General features: G+C 34.9%; 16 protein-coding genes. 8 read left to right on the top strand and 8 right to left on the bottom strand.

Annotation, left to right across the window (positions count from 1 at the left end; translation table 11 throughout):
- The first annotated feature begins 12 nt into the window (after positions 1-12).
- The 5 genes from IIF7_RS10180 (at position 13) to IIF7_RS10160 (ending at position 4358) form a co-directional block, all read left to right on the top strand.
- Positions 13-1068, top strand: coding sequence for a sugar phosphate isomerase/epimerase family protein (locus IIF7_RS10180; protein WP_084841579.1), 1056 nt, complete (start codon positions 13-15; stop codon positions 1066-1068).
- 160 nt (positions 1069-1228) lie between these two features.
- On the top strand, positions 1229-1984 hold the full coding sequence (locus tag IIF7_RS10175; protein ID WP_084841578.1) for a 3-keto-disaccharide hydrolase: 756 nt from the start codon (positions 1229-1231) through the stop codon (positions 1982-1984).
- A gap of 330 nt (positions 1985-2314) precedes the next feature.
- The gene (locus tag IIF7_RS10170) at positions 2315-2923 is read left to right on the top strand and encodes a superoxide dismutase family protein (protein WP_084841577.1); all 609 of its coding nucleotides are present in this window, start codon (positions 2315-2317) and stop codon (positions 2921-2923) included.
- 98 nt (positions 2924-3021) lie between these two features.
- Positions 3022-3552: an RNA polymerase sigma factor gene (locus IIF7_RS10165; protein WP_084841576.1), complete on the top strand. Its 531-nt coding sequence runs from the start codon at positions 3022-3024 to the stop codon at positions 3550-3552.
- Positions 3552-4358 (top strand): anti-sigma factor, encoded by an 807-nt coding sequence (locus IIF7_RS10160; protein ID WP_084841575.1) that lies wholly within the window; start codon positions 3552-3554, stop codon positions 4356-4358. Before IIF7_RS10165 ends, IIF7_RS10160 begins: the two co-directional genes overlap by 1 nt.
- A gap of 283 nt (positions 4359-4641) precedes the next feature.
- Here the strand turns inward: IIF7_RS10160 and IIF7_RS10155 are convergent, their stop codons facing one another.
- The 6 genes from IIF7_RS10155 to IIF7_RS10130 form a co-directional block, all read right to left on the bottom strand.
- Positions 4642-5394: a LytR/AlgR family response regulator transcription factor gene (locus IIF7_RS10155; RefSeq protein WP_084841574.1), complete on the bottom strand. Its 753-nt coding sequence runs from the start codon at positions 5392-5394 to the stop codon at positions 4642-4644.
- A 9-nt stretch (positions 5395-5403) separates the two neighbouring features.
- The gene (locus IIF7_RS10150) at positions 5404-5706 is read right to left on the bottom strand and encodes a 2TM domain-containing protein (RefSeq protein ID WP_084841573.1); all 303 of its coding nucleotides are present in this window, start codon (positions 5704-5706) and stop codon (positions 5404-5406) included.
- 10 nt (positions 5707-5716) lie between these two features.
- Positions 5717-7048 carry a 2TM domain-containing protein gene (locus IIF7_RS10145; RefSeq protein ID WP_084841572.1) on the bottom strand — a complete coding sequence of 444 codons (1332 nt, stop codon included), beginning with the start codon at positions 7046-7048 and terminating at the stop codon, positions 5717-5719.
- A gap of 54 nt (positions 7049-7102) precedes the next feature.
- Complete coding sequence (locus tag IIF7_RS10140; RefSeq protein WP_084841571.1) at positions 7103-7723, bottom strand: hypothetical protein; 621 nt, start codon at positions 7721-7723, stop codon at positions 7103-7105.
- A 190-nt stretch (positions 7724-7913) separates the two neighbouring features.
- Positions 7914-10076, bottom strand: coding sequence for a TonB-dependent receptor (locus IIF7_RS10135; RefSeq protein WP_084841570.1), 2163 nt, complete (start codon positions 10074-10076; stop codon positions 7914-7916).
- Between the two features lie 159 nt (positions 10077-10235).
- Positions 10236-11543 (bottom strand): NAD(P)/FAD-dependent oxidoreductase, encoded by a 1308-nt coding sequence (locus IIF7_RS10130; RefSeq protein WP_084841569.1) that lies wholly within the window; start codon positions 11541-11543, stop codon positions 10236-10238.
- 123 nt (positions 11544-11666) lie between these two features.
- Between IIF7_RS10130 and IIF7_RS10125 the strand changes: the two genes are divergently transcribed.
- Entirely contained in the window at positions 11667-12161 is a 495-nt protein-coding gene (locus IIF7_RS10125) for an RNA polymerase sigma factor (protein WP_084841670.1), read from the top strand.
- Between the two features lie 3 nt (positions 12162-12164).
- Positions 12165-12806 carry a hypothetical protein gene (locus IIF7_RS10120; protein WP_084841568.1) on the top strand — a complete coding sequence of 214 codons (642 nt, stop codon included), beginning with the start codon at positions 12165-12167 and terminating at the stop codon, positions 12804-12806.
- Between the two features lie 30 nt (positions 12807-12836).
- On the opposite strand, the gene IIF7_RS10115 is transcribed toward IIF7_RS10120, so the two are convergent.
- Entirely contained in the window at positions 12837-13649 is an 813-nt protein-coding gene (locus IIF7_RS10115; RefSeq protein WP_084841567.1) for a lysophospholipid acyltransferase family protein, read from the bottom strand.
- A gap of 127 nt (positions 13650-13776) precedes the next feature.
- The gene (locus tag IIF7_RS10110) at positions 13777-14415 is read right to left on the bottom strand and encodes an NUDIX hydrolase (protein ID WP_084841566.1); all 639 of its coding nucleotides are present in this window, start codon (positions 14413-14415) and stop codon (positions 13777-13779) included.
- Here IIF7_RS10110 and IIF7_RS10105 point away from each other — a divergent pair.
- On the top strand, positions 14414-15172 hold the full coding sequence (locus IIF7_RS10105) for a peptidylprolyl isomerase (protein ID WP_084841565.1): 759 nt from the start codon (positions 14414-14416) through the stop codon (positions 15170-15172). The two genes, IIF7_RS10110 and IIF7_RS10105, sit on opposite strands and share 2 nt — an antisense overlap.
- Positions 15173-15416 lie beyond the last annotated feature (244 nt).

The raw sequence follows: 15416 nt of genomic DNA, 5'->3' as shown, positions 1-15416 counted from the left end.
AAATACCAACTAATGAAAACAATAAAAGGACCTGCAGTTTATTTAGCTCAGTTTATGGATTCTAAAGCTCCATTTAATAGTTTGGACGGACTTTGCCAATGGGCTGCAGATTTAGGATATAAAGGAATACAGATCCCAACCTGGGAATCGGCTTTGATCGATCTGGAAAAAGCCGGAGAAAGTAAAACCTACTGCGATGAGCTTAAAGGAAAAGTTGAATCTTACGGATTAGAAATTACCGAACTTTGTACTCATTTACAGGGGCAATTAGTGGCTGTGCATCCAGCTTACGATATTATGTTTGATAATTTTGCTCCAGATGAATATAAAGGAAACCCAAAAGCCAGAACGCAATGGGCTGTACAACAACTAAAAAGTGCAGCTAAAGCCAGTAGAAATTTTGGTTTAGATGTACATGGAACATTTAGTGGTTCGCTTTTATGGCATACTGCTCACCCATGGCCGCAACGACCAGATGGTCTTGTAGAACTTGGTTTTAAAGAACTAGCAAATCGCTGGTTACCTATTTTAGATGTTTTTGATGAAAACGGAGTAGATCTTTGCTACGAAATTCATCCAGGTGAAGATTTACATGATGGTGATACATTTGAGCGTTTTTTAGCTGAAACCAATAATCATAAAAGAGTAAACCTTTTATACGATCCAAGTCATTTTGTGCTTCAACAATTAGATTATCTAACGTATATCGACCATTATTATGAATTCATTAAAATGTTTCATGTTAAAGATGCTGAATTTAATCCTACCGGAAAAAAAGGAAGTTTTGGTGGATATAACGATTGGGTAGACCGAGCCGGAAGATACCGCCATCCTGGCGACGGGCATGTAGATTTTAAAACTATTTTCTCTAAACTAACACAATATGGTTGTGATGTTTGGGCTGTGATGGAATGGGAATGTTGTATAAAATCACCAGAGCAGGGCGCTAAAGAAGGCGCGCCTTTTATCCAAAGTCATATCATTGAAGCCACCCAGAAAAAATTCGACGATTTTGCAGGATCCGAAATTAATGAAGATCGTCTTAAGAAAATCCTGGGATTAAAATAAGTATTCAAAATCAATAAAGCACCCTGGGGCAAACCCATAAGGCATTCATTAAAAATAAATCTTTATTTCGAAGCAAGCCTCGGGGTATTATACCCTTTGGCGGAGCCAATAAAATCGAGAACTATTTTCTCGAATAATTTTAACCTTAACCCAACCGCAAATGAAAAAATTAGGATTAGTTCTAATGGCAGCTGCCGTAACAACGATTAGCTGCAAAAATCAGGAATCTGAAACTTCAGAAAATAAAGCCGAAAACGAAGAAATAGTCGTTACCGGTAAACCAACCGCAAACAGTGATTGGAAAGACCTTACCAAAGGAGATATTAATGAAAACTGGAAAGGCTATAATCGTGATTCAATAACTCAATGGACTTTAAGTGATGGTACCTTGCATTTTGTTCCGAAGGAAGGAAGAAATCAAAGTGAAAACCTTATTACCAAAGAAGCCTATACTGATTTTGAACTTTCTATGGAATGGAAAATTTCTGAAGGAGGAAATAGCGGATTTATGTGGGCTGTTGTAGAAGATGCAGATTTAGGGGAACCTTATTTAACGGGACCTGAAATTCAGGTGTTGGATAATGAAAAACATCCTGATGGTAAAAATGGTCCTAACCGCCACTCTGGCGCATTATATGATATGGTTGAACCATCAGAAAATGTTACAAAACCAGTTGGAGAATGGAATAATGTAGTTCTAAAAATAGATCATAAAGCCAATGAAGGATCTGTAACTCAAAACGGAGTTACCATTGTAGAATTTCCAGTAGAAGGAGATGGATGGGAAGAACTAGTAAAAAATTCGAAATTTGCAGATTGGGAACGATTTGGCAAATCTAAATCGGGGCATATTGCTTTGCAGGATCACGGTCACGAGGTTTGGTTTCGTAATATAACAATCAAAGAATTAAACTAATTATGATTTTCGAGTCGTTTAGGTATTTAGAACCATAGAAATCCTATCAACATTCAACTCGATGATCAAATAAATTCTATTAAACCGCGCTTAATTGTGCGGTTTTTTTATACCTCGGGTATAGATTAGAAAATTCGATATAAAGCCAATATTCGTTAAAATTAACACCTGTTTTTTCAGCTAAAAAATTGCTTCTAAAATGACCAATATCAACCGTAAACTATTGTTTTTATTGGCCTGGCTAGTGTTAAGCTTGCCTTAAATGCTTGCATTCTGTTTATAATCGTAGTACATTCGCTCTAATTAATTGTAAAACCAATCACTAAATTTATGAAACGTATAAGCTTATCTCTACTTTTTTGTGCTACGCTTTTTATAACAAGTTGTAAGAACGAAAATAAAGAAAGTGAAGGTACAGAATTAGAAGAGCAGACTACAGAAATGAACGCTGAATCTAGCGAAATGGAGTCTGAATCTTCTGAAGTAAAAGAACTAAAAGTAATCCTGGAGCCTAAAAGTGACAGTAACCTTTCTGGAGAAGTAATCTTCACTCAGGAAAACGGTCAGGTAACTATGGAAGCTACTATTTTAGGTCTTTCTGAAGGACAACATGCCATCCACATTCACCAAAAAGCAGATTGTTCTGCTGCAGATGGTACATCTGCTGGTGGTCACTGGAATCCAACTAACGAGCCTCACGGTAAATGGGGAGCTGAAGAAGGTTACCACAAAGGAGATATAGGAAACTTTGAGGTTGATTCTTCTGGAAAAGGTTCTATCACTTTTACTACAGATGAATGGTGTATAGGATGTGGTGACGACGCAAAAGATATCGTTGGTAAAGCTATCATTATTCACGATGGTGTAGACGACTTTACTTCTCAACCTTCTGGTGCTGCAGGTACTCGCGTAGGATGTGGAGTTATAGAAATGAAATAATATTAGGCTAAAACCTCTAATATTCGAAATAAAAGCAGCTAATTATTTAGCTGCTTTTATTTTTTTATCTATTTTTAAAGAAACTAACCAATTAATTTATGCAGCAGGATGGCCTAATTCTGGAGCTACAAAAGGGAAATCAAAAAGCCTTTGAGCGTATCTACCAGCTTTATTCTGAAAGTACTTACGGTATTATATTTAGTATTATTGGCGAAAAGGATATCGCTGAAGAGGTTTTGCAAGACGTATTTATGAAAATTTGGGAAAATGCCGAATCCTACGATTCTACCAAAGGGCGTTTTTTTACCTGGATTCTTAATATTGCTAGAAACGCATCTATAGATAAAATTCGATCTAAAAGTTTTAAAAACAAAAAACAAAACCTTGCCGCAGATAATTTCGTAGATATATTAGAATCAAAAACTAATTTTAGTGCAACTGCAGACGCAATAGGATTAAAAAAATATATCGAAATTCTTAAGCCTGTTTGTAAAAAGTTAATCGACCTATTATTTTTCAAAGGATATACACAACAAGAAACCGCTGAAGAATTAGAAATGCCACTGGGCACGGTTAAAACCAGAAACAGGGCTTGTATTAACAAATTAAGAGAAATCGTAGGAAACTAATGGCTGAAATAGAAGATTACATATCATCTGGAATTTTAGAGCTTTATGTATATGGCGCCCTTAGCGAAACTGAAAGTCGCGAAGTTACTGCCATGCTTAAAGAGCATCCTGAAGTTGAAAAGGAAGTTGAAGAAATAGAAGATGCGCTGCAAAAGCTCGCAATTGGTGTTGCACCTTATAATCCCGAAGCATTATTAGCTTCATTAAAATCTAAATTAAGGCCGCGAACACCGGTAAGAAGTTTAAGCCCAGAAAGTACGCGACGTACAAAATGGGTGGCATATATTGGCTGGGCTGCAAGTTTAGTATTACTAATAGGCTTATTCTTCCTATTCCAACAAAATACTGCGCTTAGAAGGTCACTTACAGAAGCAGAAACTAAAAATAGTATCATAGAACAGCAAATTGCAGATATTAGAGCAGATGCTGAAAATGCTAAACAAATTCTGGCAGCAATTAGAGGTAATGATATTTCCAGAATCCCATTACAAGGCCAGGGCGTAGCACCTGATGCCTATGCAACTGTATACTGGAACGATTCAGATAATACAGCATATATCGATGCGCTTGGCTTACCAGAACCTCCAAGAGGAATGGTTTACCAGGTATGGTCTTTAACTATGCAGCCACTAACACCAACAAGCATAGGTCTTTTAGATGGCTTTGCTGAAGATGAAAACAAAATTTTCGCATTACAAAACGCCAACGAATCTGAAGCATTTGGTATTACTTTAGAGCCTGAAGGTGGTAGCGAATCTCCAACAATGGAGCAACTTTATGTATTAGGTACTGTAGCCGCACCATAAAGTTTAAATAATTAGTTAATTAAAAAGCCCTGCAAATGCAGGGCTTTTTTCATAGGTGTTAGTAGTAAACTCAGTAGTTTTGAGCAAACTGAAAGGCTTGTAAAAACAAGCCTTTCACTCTAACCAACCAAAAAAAATCAAAAACTCAAATCAGAAATTCGACCAAAAAAAACGATTCAAGTAAAAGGCTTTTTAGAAGCCTTTATACCATACTTACGAAAACAGGTTTTCTTTGGTTTTCTAAAATTTGAATTTTAACATTTTTTTTGTAATATCATAAGTTCTAGGAAATCCAGTTCTTGAAATCCTTTACACGTTCACGACTAACAATAACCTGAAATTCGTTGAAATTGAAGAGTTTTAATTCTAACCTGGAATTTGTATAGGAAATAATATCTTTAATTGCTTTTAGATGAACGATACACTTTCTATTAATTCTGAAGAACTTTTCTGGATCCAGTTCTTTTTCCAGTTGCTCTAAAGAAACATCCATCAAATATCCCCTACCTTCATTATTTTGAATATATGTTGCTTTATTTTCAGAATAAAAACATACAATATCATCTACATCAATAATCTTTAAATGTTGCCCAACCTGAATAGTAAATCGAGATTTGTAATTATTGGTAGCAGAAAAATTAAGCAGACTTCTAAAATCGTCTACATTTAATTTTACAGATTTTGACTGATAAGTTTCTTCAAACTTTTCAATAGCTTCATCCAATTCCTCGTCATCGATCGGTTTCAGTAAATAATCTACACTATTCAGCTTAAAGGCTTTTAAAGCATATTCATCATAAGCGGTAGTGAAAATGATAGCACTTTTCACCTTAACGCTCTCAAAAATCTCAAAAGATAACCCGTCACTAAGCTGAATATCTAAAAATATAAGATCTGGATGCTCATTTTCAGAAAACCACGCAATCCCCTCGGCTACCGAGTGAAGCATAATTTCTACCTCTAATCCTTTTTTATTTAATAAGCGGTTTAATCGCCTGGCGGCAGGCTTTTCGTCTTCAACAATTACTATTTTCATCACTACTTATTATTCCCAGCGTTGCTGATCCTGCTGCTGATCTTTATTCATATACTCATTTATCTTGCGCTCTTCCCAATCTTTATTAAACATTGGGTTTTTATCAAAAGCTTTTAAATAATCGAAAGCCAATCCTATTCCCCAGCCAAATAGAACCCATAAAAACCAGGGATATTGTAGATCGATAGTGTACCAGTTTATTCCGAATAAAAAGAGATTTACTACGATGAACACCATTAAGTGCGTATAAAAATCCTTCATTTTTTGCACTTTTTTACGTGCTTCTATATATTTTTCTTCTGAATTTTTCATGATCGATGATTTAGTCTTCTTTGTTCATTAGTTCTTTAATCTTGCGTTCTTCCCAATCTCTTCCTAAAAACGGACTATAATTGAAAGCTGCAAGACCGTGAAATAACAGTCCTATTCCCCAACCTAAAGCCGGGAAGATAACCCATAAGAAACCTGTTGTTAGATAATTAAAAACAGCTAATACTGGGATTACGATGCAATACGAAGTTAAGTTTCCATAAAACTCCTTTTCTTTTTTTACCTGTTCTTTTGCGTTTAGATAGCTTTTATTTTCGATGATTTCCATTTTTTCAATTTTTACAGGTTTTACCTGGTTAGTTTGTTTGGTTAATAATGGGAGACGTACCATAAATTCATCTTCAGTTTTAATGATTTCCATGGTTCGATTGGTAAGTAAACTGTATCGTTCTTTGATATTTACAAGTCCTACACCGCTTCCACTTTTCAAAATTTCTTTGGGCTGAAGGTTATTCTTCACTACCAAAACATTATCTGCCTCGTAAATAGTGATTACCAAGGGAGAAGCTGGTGTTATTTTATTGTGTTTTACCGTATTTTCTAATAATAACTGAAGCGAAAGCGGAACCACCTTAGCATCAGGATTCGTTAACTTTTCAGGAAAATTATAAATGATAGAATCCTCAAAACGCATTTTTAAAAGATTCATATACACTTTGGCAAATTTTAGCTCCTCCTCTACCGTTACCAGTTCTTTGCTTTTTTGTTCTAAAACATAGCGATAAACTTTAGAAAGTGAGCCGGTAAATTTTTGTGCCATATCTGGATCTTCATCTATCAGAGAGCTTAATACATTTAAACTATTAAAAAGAAAATGAGGATCTAATTGATTTTTAAGAGCGTCGAATCTTGATGTTGCTGTTCCTGCAATAATCTTTTGTTCTTTAACCTTTTCTTCCTGGGAAGCTTTAAAAAAGTAAACCAGATGAAAGAAAAGGGAAATACAGGTGCTAAAAAGCAATGGAAATAAATAATTACCAAGATCTTCATTAGCCAGAAATTCAGACACATTATAAACTGGATCCATTAAAGTTAAATGTGCCATTCGGCATAAAAAATAGGCGATTAAAGTAACCAATATCGACCCCCCGGTAGACAGCAATAATTTACGAACACCAGTATTTTTCCAGCCAACAAATTTTTCGAAAGCCATAGAAAATAAAACGTTCACTATGGTTAAGGCAAAGCAATAAAAAAGGTAAATTCCAATAGTACTAAAGCTCTTCATTTCTCTAATCTCGAAATTATTTGCGGCCGCATCTAAAAGAATCACTAGTAAAGAAACTATAAGACCTATTTTTAATACTTTTAAAATCGTTTTCATAAGAATATTATTGCTTTCTAAAAATACTACAATTCCATCTAAATCGAGACTAGCTTAGTTTTTACAACTTTTTAAAGCTTCTACTGCCTGATCTTTTCCCCAGTTTGGATAAAATGGCGTATCATTTTCAAACTCATCGAACAATACAATAGAGGCTTCAATTTCTTTACAAATTGGAGTTAGATCACTACCAAAAAACTTTGCTCCACCAAGCTCAAATTGTGCTTTTTCGAATTTCACTCTTGGGTTCTTTGGTTCCAGTTTTTCAGCTTTTGCGTAGATTTCGCTTACTTTCGGCATATATTTTTGTCCGTTTACCATAGGGTTTTGCGTAATCTTAACCGTATAAATTAAGGCTTCCAATACTAAAAGCTCAGCATTTTCTTCGGTTTTTAACAAAGCAGATTGTAATGCAGTTTCTGCTTTTTTAAGTTGAACTTCCAAAACTTTTTTATCTTTTGTGCTGAAAGCTGCAGTGGTATTTACCAAACCTAAATAATAATCTGGTAACCAGTTTTCCTGCTCAACCGCTGCAACACGTTCAAAAATAGCGCTGGCTGTTTCTACATTACCTTCCTGCCAGGTTTGCATTGCTTTTTGCATTGCTTCTTCATAATTCTGTGCTGAAATAACTTCAGAAACGGTAAGTAAAAATAAAATAATAATTGTTTTCATTTTTTGATTGTTTTAATCCCTCTTTGAGGGTTTGATTACCCGAGACGGATCTCGAAATTTTAAAATGTCCATTTTCATTTCTCGCGGACTTGACGAGCTTTTTGATTTATTGATGTAAAATTGAATAAATACTATCCGCTTTAAAATAATTGATTGCTGAATCGTCGAATTTCGATACCCAACTGTATTTTTAAAGCTGGTCTAATTGATTGCGGTTTTTATTATCGCTAATGGTCCAAAAGAATCCTACAAAGAAAAAGCGATCTGCCGCCGGCCTAATTGCTCTTGCGGTATAATTTCCTGCAGCATTTGGCGTATTCGAATACTCGTATCCAAATATATTTTGGGTGCCTAAAACATTAGAAACCGATACAAAAAGAATCTGCTGCTTATTTAACAAATAGGCCCAATTGAAGTTTAAACTGTGGTAAGATTTACTTTTTGATGCCATAAATTGTGAGGAATTAGGATTGTTATAAGGGCGACCTGAATTAAAATTATACGTAAGACCTGCCTGGCTGCGCAAAGACTGAATCCAATATTTACTTACTACAGATAAATTATGATTTGCAATAAAATTTGGGGTAACCTGCTCTGGATAATTTTGATATTTTCTTTCTGAATCTATAAACGAATACGAAATCCAATAATCTAAGTTTTTAAAATGTCCATCGCGCCAAAAAATATCGATTCCCTTTGCATAACCCGAGCCATTATTTGCAAAATTAGAATCATACGTAATTTCATCTCCCGTATAGGTTAATAAATCCCGATATTCTTTAAAATAAGCCTCGGCTTTTAGTGTGGTTGAAGCTTTTGAATATTGGTAATTAAGGATATAATGGGTAGCTTTTTGCTGAATTAAATCCTGATCGAATTTTAAATAATCCTGAGTTGGCTGCTGTCTAAAATTTCCAAAAGCAGTCGAAATTTGTTGATTTTCATCAATTTTATAAGCTAAGGATAAACGCGGACTCACAAAAACCTCATCCAGCAACGCATCCTGAGTGGCTCTTAACCCAACTTTTGCGGCAAGATTCTGGCTAAAGAAAATGTTTGTTTCTGTAAACACTGAAAATAATCCAGAAGTATAATTTGGTTTAAATTCTATTGCTTCAGATTGGTAAGATTGTTTAAAATTGGTATTAAAATATTCTGCTCCAAAATTCAGTTTTATCTTATCGGTAAATCTTTTGCTTAGTTTAGTCTTTAAATGAAAACTATTTTCAGTATCATCAATCATTTCTTCACCTTCTTCAGCAAATAAATTAATATCATTTTTGCTGTTTCCGTAGCTAATTCCGCCAAATAAATGCCATTTATTCCCTAAAGAATGAACGTAAGAAGAATTCATGTAAAAATTATTGTTTTTTAGATCTACCGTTTGGGTGCTTCCGTAGATAGGCTGCTCAACATTAAAAGAAGAATGATCGTAAGCAGTATATACCTTTAAAAGTCCGTTTTCGAATTGATTTCTAAAAACCGCTTCACCCGCTATAGACTGGAAAGGTTTATGGAATGTGATGTTTTGATCAATTAAGGATTGATACGGGCCAAGATTAGCGTAACTGGCATTAAGTGTAATCGAGCTTTTTTCCCAGTTTTTGGTTTTTCCAATCCCAAGCCCCAAACTCATAAAACTAAGTTCAGTATTATCTTCTTCAGCTTCATCCTGGGTATCCATTACTAAAACGCTAGATAAAGCATTACCGTATTCAGCACTGTAACCACCGGTAGAAAACGACATTCCTTTAAATAAATAAGGTGAAAATCGACCTCTGGAAGGGATATTTCTAACTGAAGCGTTGTAAGGCTGCCCTACTCGCAGTCCGTCTACAAAAGTTTGGGTTTCACTGGCATCACCGCCGCGAACAAATAAACGCCCATCTTCACCCACACTTTGCGTCCCGGGTAAAGTCTCTAAAGCAGTGATAATGTTTCCCACGCTCCCTGCTGTGGTCACGATATCCAAAGGTTTTAAAACTGAAGCTTCTGAAGTTGTTCCTGCTTCAAAATTCCCGGCATTAATTACCACGGCTTCCAAAGCATCAAATTTTTCGGAAAGCTGAATTTGGAGGTTTTTGAAGCTATTTATTTCTCCTGAAATCTCTTTGGTTTCGAAAGAAAGAAATGAAATAACTAGCGTTTGCGTTCCGGTTTTTTCTGAAGTGAAATTAAAATGACCATTTTCATCTGAAATGGCGCCATCGTAAGTTCCTTTTAGATAAATATTAGCACCGGAAATAGGCTGCTTTTTTTTATCGGTAACAAGACCAGAAATTTCCTGCTGTGCAAATGATGATTTTCCGATAAAAAGGACTACGAAAAATAAAAGAGAATAACTAAAGTTCATTTTTTGATTGATTTTATAGGTCAAAAATGCTTCAGGAATTCCTCCTCTTCTAAAAAATAAAACTGAACTGTAAATTTTTACCGACCAATTGAAAAAACAAAACCCGAATCCTGAGATTCGGGTTTTAAAATTTTCTTTATTCTGTCTTTATAAAAACTTTTAAATCTTTTTCTGGTCGGCTTCAAGATTTTCTCTATTCGACTTAAACGGTCTAATAATAAGACGTGCAGCACGATCAAAATTAATGTAATTGTAAACCCAATTACAAAAAGTTACAAGCCTGTTTCTAAAACCAATTAAAAACCAAAGGTGAACAAACATCCAGATAAACCAGGCAAAAAAGCCACCAAAGGTAGATTTTCCTATATCTACTACGGCTTTATTTCTACCTACTGTAGCCATACTACCTTTATCAAAATAACTAAATGGTTCTAAAGGCTCTCCTTTTAAAATTCTTTTAAGGTTTTTTGCCAGATGCCTTCCCTGTTGTATTGCGGGCTGCGCAACCATAGGATGACCTCTAGGAAAATCTTCACTTTGCATAACGGCAATATCGCCAATGGCAAATACATTTTCGTAACCATTTACCTGGTTAAACGCATTTACTTCGTAACGATTTGCTTTCTCTACCAAAGCTGAAGCATTTAAACCTTTAACGGGTGCACCGGTTACGCCGGCAGACCATACTAAAGTTTCTGTTTTTAAAGAAAGATCGGTATTGGTGGTTACCAAATGCCCATCATAACTTTGCACCATCGTGTTTAAGTGAATTTGCACCCCAAGATCTTCTAAAAACTTTTGTGCTTTTTGAGAAGATTTTTCACTCATTGGAGGCAATACACGATCTAATCCTTCCAGCAAATGAATATTCATTTCAGCTGGATTAAGATCTGGATAATCTTTTGGAACGATATTATTACGCAATTCGGCTATTGCTCCACTTAACTCTACTCCTGTTGGTCCGGCTCCTACTAAAACAAAATTCAGTAAAGCTTTACGCTTTTCTGGATCATTTTCAATAACAGCCTGCTCCAGATTTTCTAAAATAAGACTCCGTATATTCAATGCCTGCGGGACGGTTTTCATCCACATGGCATTATTTTCTACAGATTTATTTCCGAAGAAATTTGTTTTAGAACCTGTAGCGATTACCAGATAATCATAAATAATCTCACCAATACTGGTGTTAACTATTTGATTTTCTGCATCTATAGATTCTACTTCTGCATTTCTAAAAAAACATTTTTTGGAATTTCTGGTAACTTTACGAAGAGGGTAAGCTATCGAATCGGGTTCTAAACCTGCGGTTGAAACCTGATATAAAAGGGGTTGAAAAGTGTGGTAGTTGTTACGATCTATTAAGACCATTTGAACATTTTCGTGTAACAACTTTCTTGCGAGTGCCATTCCGGCAAAACCTCCACCAATTATAACCACCCTGGGTAATTCTGTCCTGGGTATATTCATAACTATTGATTGTGAAACAAAGTTACAGCTTATACCATAAATACAGGGATCATTAACTTGAATTTAAAATATTTTGTAACATTTTATCTATTATTGCAACATACTAGTAGCTAACGAGTGATTGTGGATAAAGAATTAGAGCACCAGTTTGTTTCCAAATTAGAGCGGCACCAAAATATTGCGCATAAAATCTGTAGGCTTTATACGCATGATAGGGAATCGCATAATGATCTATTTCAAGAAATCACCATCCAGCTTTGGAAAGCCTATCCAAAATTTAGAGGCGATGCAAAGTTTAGTACCTGGATGTACCGCGTAGCTTTAAATACCGCAATTACTTTATATAGAAAGAAAAAAAGAGGAATTGCTACCCAGGATTTCGATACTGTTCATTTTAAAATTAAAGCCGAAGAGTATAATGATGAAACCGAACAGCAATTAGGATTAATGTATAATGCCATAAAAGAATTAAACGATATCGAAAAAGCACTAGTTTTTTTATATCTGGAAGACAAGAATTACAAAGAAATATCTGAAACTTTAGGAATAAGTGAGGTGAACGCCAGAGTGAAGATGAATAGAATAAAAACCAAACTTAAAAGCGTTTTAAATCCGTAAGCTATGGATGGATTAGAATTATTAAAAAAGAACTGGAAAAGCCAGGAAGCAAGCCTTCCTAAAGTTTCCTATGACGAAATTTACCAAATGATCTGGAAGAGATCTTCGTCTATCGTTAAATGGATCTTTATTATAAGTATCTGTGAATTTCTATTTGGAGTCTTATTCAATTTAGTGGCTGCAGATGAAGAATACTGGAATTCTTTAGAACAGCTAGACTTAAAGGAAATAACCATGTGGGTATACGGAATCAATTATTTGATCACCTTCTACTTCATGTTTAGATTTTACATGAACTACAGGCAGATAAACTCGACAAGTTCAGCAAAACAATTAATGAAAGACATTATAAAAACCCGTAGAACGGTTAAATCTTATATTCTTTATGTTTTAATAGGAACTGCGGTAACTGCACTGGCTTATGCCTATCTAATTATTTACCATCATATAGAAGATGCACAGGTAGCAGATAGTAGCGCGTATGTTTTTGATGCCTTAGACTGGCTAAAATTTACAGGGATAATCGTAGTTGCACTAGGAGCTTTTATAGGAATCCTATGGCTTTTCTACCGACTTATCTACGGAATTCTATTAAAACGACTAAAGAGAAATTATACGCAGTTAGAGAATTTAGACTGCGATTAACACCTATCTAATTCTGAAATAAGTGCGCTGCTATTCTTCTTTATAAGAATAGCGGCGTTTTTCATTTAAATGCTCTATTTCTTCTAATTCTTCCATTGGGATTACTTTTAAGAAAGAAGAATGTTGCTCGATAGCATATTCAATTTTACCTACAATTTCTTCCACACTATCATTTTCGTAGTCGATCTCTAAAGGTTCTTTTACCTGAAACGATTGAAGAATTCCGCGTTTTTTAATTCGTAATCCTTTTTTATCAAAAGAACGTCTAAAACCATCAATAACGATAGGAACAACAATTGGTTTATATTGTTTTATAATATGCGCAGTTCCTTTTCTAATAGGTTTAAAAGGCGTCGTAGTTCCCTGCGGAAAGGTAATTACCCAACCATCATCTAAAGCAACTCCCACGTTTTTAGAATCGTCTGGATTCACTTTTCGCTTTACGTCCTGTCCTTTAGAGCGCCAGGTTCTTTCAACTTTAATTGCACCCGCATAAGCCAAAATTCTTGCCAGTAAACCTGCTTTCATGGTTTCTTTTGCCGCCACATAATAGATATTTAGTTTAGGCTGCCAGATATATCCCACATTTTTTATGCTATCTACCCTACCGCTAAGACTAGCGTTAAACACATGAAACATCGCCACTACATCTGCAAAATAGGTTTGATGATTGGATACAAATAATACCCCGGTTTCTGGTAAGTTTTTAATAATTTCTGAACCCTCAATATTTAATTCGTTAAAACCTCGATAACGCCTGTGCGTCATTAAACCAAATAATCGAATTAGCCATTTCTTTAAAAATAAAATATGTCCAAATGGATTTTTCTTTAATAATCCCATAATTTCTTTACACAATTAATCATCTCCAACATCTTTCTATAAAACTGAAAATCTGCAAATAATATTCAAGATTCGATAAATCTGACTCCAATTTTTTTGAAAACCCGCAAATATAAGTATTCTAATTTTATAAGATTTCCTGCAACATTTCCCTAAGCTCTCCCAGCATCATTCCCGTTGCACCCCAAACGATTTGGTCGTTGAGTAAAAAAGCAGGTACATCTATATTTTTCATGTAGGATGTACTTAAATTTCTGGTCACAAAGCTTTCTTCACTCAAAAAATCCGATAGTTTTACTTCTAAAATGTCCTCAACTTCGGATTCTTGCGGAATAAGATTTGGTGTTTCTTCTAAAATACCAACAAAAGGATGTACCCAAAAATTGCTTGGCGGAATGTACAATTTCGATAATTCACGAATCACTTCTATTTTATCCTGCGGAATTCCAACTTCTTCTTCAGTTTCTCTAAGAGCAGTTTCAGCAAGATCACGATCTTCTTCCTCTACCCTGCCACCAGGAAAACCAACCTGGTTAGAATGCACCCCTTTATAGGTTTTACGTAAAATCAACACAAAATAAGTTTGACTGTTTTTAGGATAAAAAACGGCCATTACTCCAGCTTTATTCGTCTTTTTTGCTGAAAAATCTATTTTTTTAAGCTCTTGTACCCTAATAGAAGGCGCTAATTTATTATGTGCTAGCTCGCCGGGAAGATCTATTTTTTTTAAATTTGAAATTCTATTTTTAAACTCGAAAAAATCCATGTTTAAACGTATATCAGTAATCGCAATTTTGGTTGTTAGTATTTTTGCAAGTTGTGAAGATAAGAAAACTTCCAATGAAAAGAATTCAGAAAACACATCCAAAGCCGTTAAAAATAGTACAAAAAATGAGGATTCTGCAAAAACGAAAATCGATTCTGCTAAAATAGAAAATGAAGAGGAAAAAGCACTGACTGAAAAAGACACGGCTTTTCCTATTCCGCAGGAACAATTAATTCCGTTTTTAACCGAATATGGCAAGAAAAACCCTGAAAATAAAGTCCGTATCACCACTTCTTTTGGAGCTTTCGAGGTGACTTTATATCGAGATACGCCACTTCACCGCGCTAATTTTATTATGCTGGTAAAAAATGATTATTTTAATCAGACATATTTTCATCGGGTAGCCGAAAACTTTGTAATACAAGGTGGAAATTCAGATAATGCATCTACCAATAAGAAAAGACATAAAATTGGTGATTATTTAATCCCTAATGAATTAAATGCCGGGCATCGTCACAATCGCGGAGCTTTTTCTGCCGCCAAATACGCCGAGCAAAATACCAGTAAGGCTTCTAGTCCGTTTGAATTTTTTGTGGTATTAAGTCCGAATGGCTCACATCATCTTGATGATGAACACACTGTTTTTGGTTATGTCTCTAAAGGTATGGATGTGGTAGATAAAATCTCTAAAGTGAAAACCGGCCCATCTGAATGGCCTATTGATAATATTGAAATGCAGGTAGAGCTTATTGATTAGTTTTTCAGTGAAACAGTAAACAGTCTCAGTGCGCAGGGAACAGCAATCAATTAACAGTTAGCAATTATTAATGATCTCAGTTTTGAAGTTTACTTTTTCTGAAAAAAATCAGATTTCTAGATTCTATACTTTAATATCTCAAATTTAAGAATCTAAGTTTGAGAGCAACATTTTACTTAAAAGGTCTCATTTCTAGCCTCTAACTTCTAAAATCTAGAGTCTAGACTCTAAGATCTAAATTCTA

The sequence above is a fragment of the Zunongwangia atlantica 22II14-10F7 genome (genome assembly GCF_002094855.1).
Taxonomy (GTDB): Bacteria; Bacteroidota; Bacteroidia; order Flavobacteriales; family Flavobacteriaceae; genus Zunongwangia; species Zunongwangia atlantica.
Note: the sequence above shows the minus strand (reverse complement) of the source record. Positions and strands in the feature narration are given on the sequence as shown.

Bases quoted from the DNA above. Each gene is read 5' to 3' on its own strand.
- IIF7_RS10180 (WP_084841579.1), top strand. From the start codon at position 13: ATGAAAACAATAAAAGGACCTGCAGTTTATTTAGCTCAGTTTATGGAT.
- IIF7_RS10175 (WP_084841578.1), top strand. From the start codon at position 1,229: ATGAAAAAATTAGGATTAGTTCTAATGGCAGCTGCCGTAACAACGATT.
- IIF7_RS10170 (WP_084841577.1), top strand. From the start codon at position 2,315: ATGAAACGTATAAGCTTATCTCTACTTTTTTGTGCTACGCTTTTTATA.
- IIF7_RS10165 (WP_084841576.1), top strand. From the start codon at position 3,022: ATGCAGCAGGATGGCCTAATTCTGGAGCTACAAAAGGGAAATCAAAAA.
- IIF7_RS10160 (WP_084841575.1), top strand. From the start codon at position 3,552: ATGGCTGAAATAGAAGATTACATATCATCTGGAATTTTAGAGCTTTAT.
- IIF7_RS10155 (WP_084841574.1), bottom strand. From the start codon at position 5,394: ATGAAAATAGTAATTGTTGAAGACGAAAAGCCTGCCGCCAGGCGATTA.
- IIF7_RS10150 (WP_084841573.1), bottom strand. From the start codon at position 5,706: ATGAAAAATTCAGAAGAAAAATATATAGAAGCACGTAAAAAAGTGCAA.
- IIF7_RS10145 (WP_084841572.1), bottom strand. From the start codon at position 7,048: ATGAAAACGATTTTAAAAGTATTAAAAATAGGTCTTATAGTTTCTTTA.
- IIF7_RS10140 (WP_084841571.1), bottom strand. From the start codon at position 7,723: ATGAAAACAATTATTATTTTATTTTTACTTACCGTTTCTGAAGTTATT.
- IIF7_RS10135 (WP_084841570.1), bottom strand. From the start codon at position 10,076: ATGAACTTTAGTTATTCTCTTTTATTTTTCGTAGTCCTTTTTATCGGA.
- IIF7_RS10130 (WP_084841569.1), bottom strand. From the start codon at position 11,543: ATGAATATACCCAGGACAGAATTACCCAGGGTGGTTATAATTGGTGGA.
- IIF7_RS10120 (WP_084841568.1), top strand. From the start codon at position 12,165: ATGGATGGATTAGAATTATTAAAAAAGAACTGGAAAAGCCAGGAAGCA.
- IIF7_RS10115 (WP_084841567.1), bottom strand. From the start codon at position 13,649: ATGGGATTATTAAAGAAAAATCCATTTGGACATATTTTATTTTTAAAG.
- IIF7_RS10105 (WP_084841565.1), top strand. From the start codon at position 14,414: ATGTTTAAACGTATATCAGTAATCGCAATTTTGGTTGTTAGTATTTTT.
- IIF7_RS10110 (WP_084841566.1), bottom strand. From the start codon at position 14,415: ATGGATTTTTTCGAGTTTAAAAATAGAATTTCAAATTTAAAAAAAATA.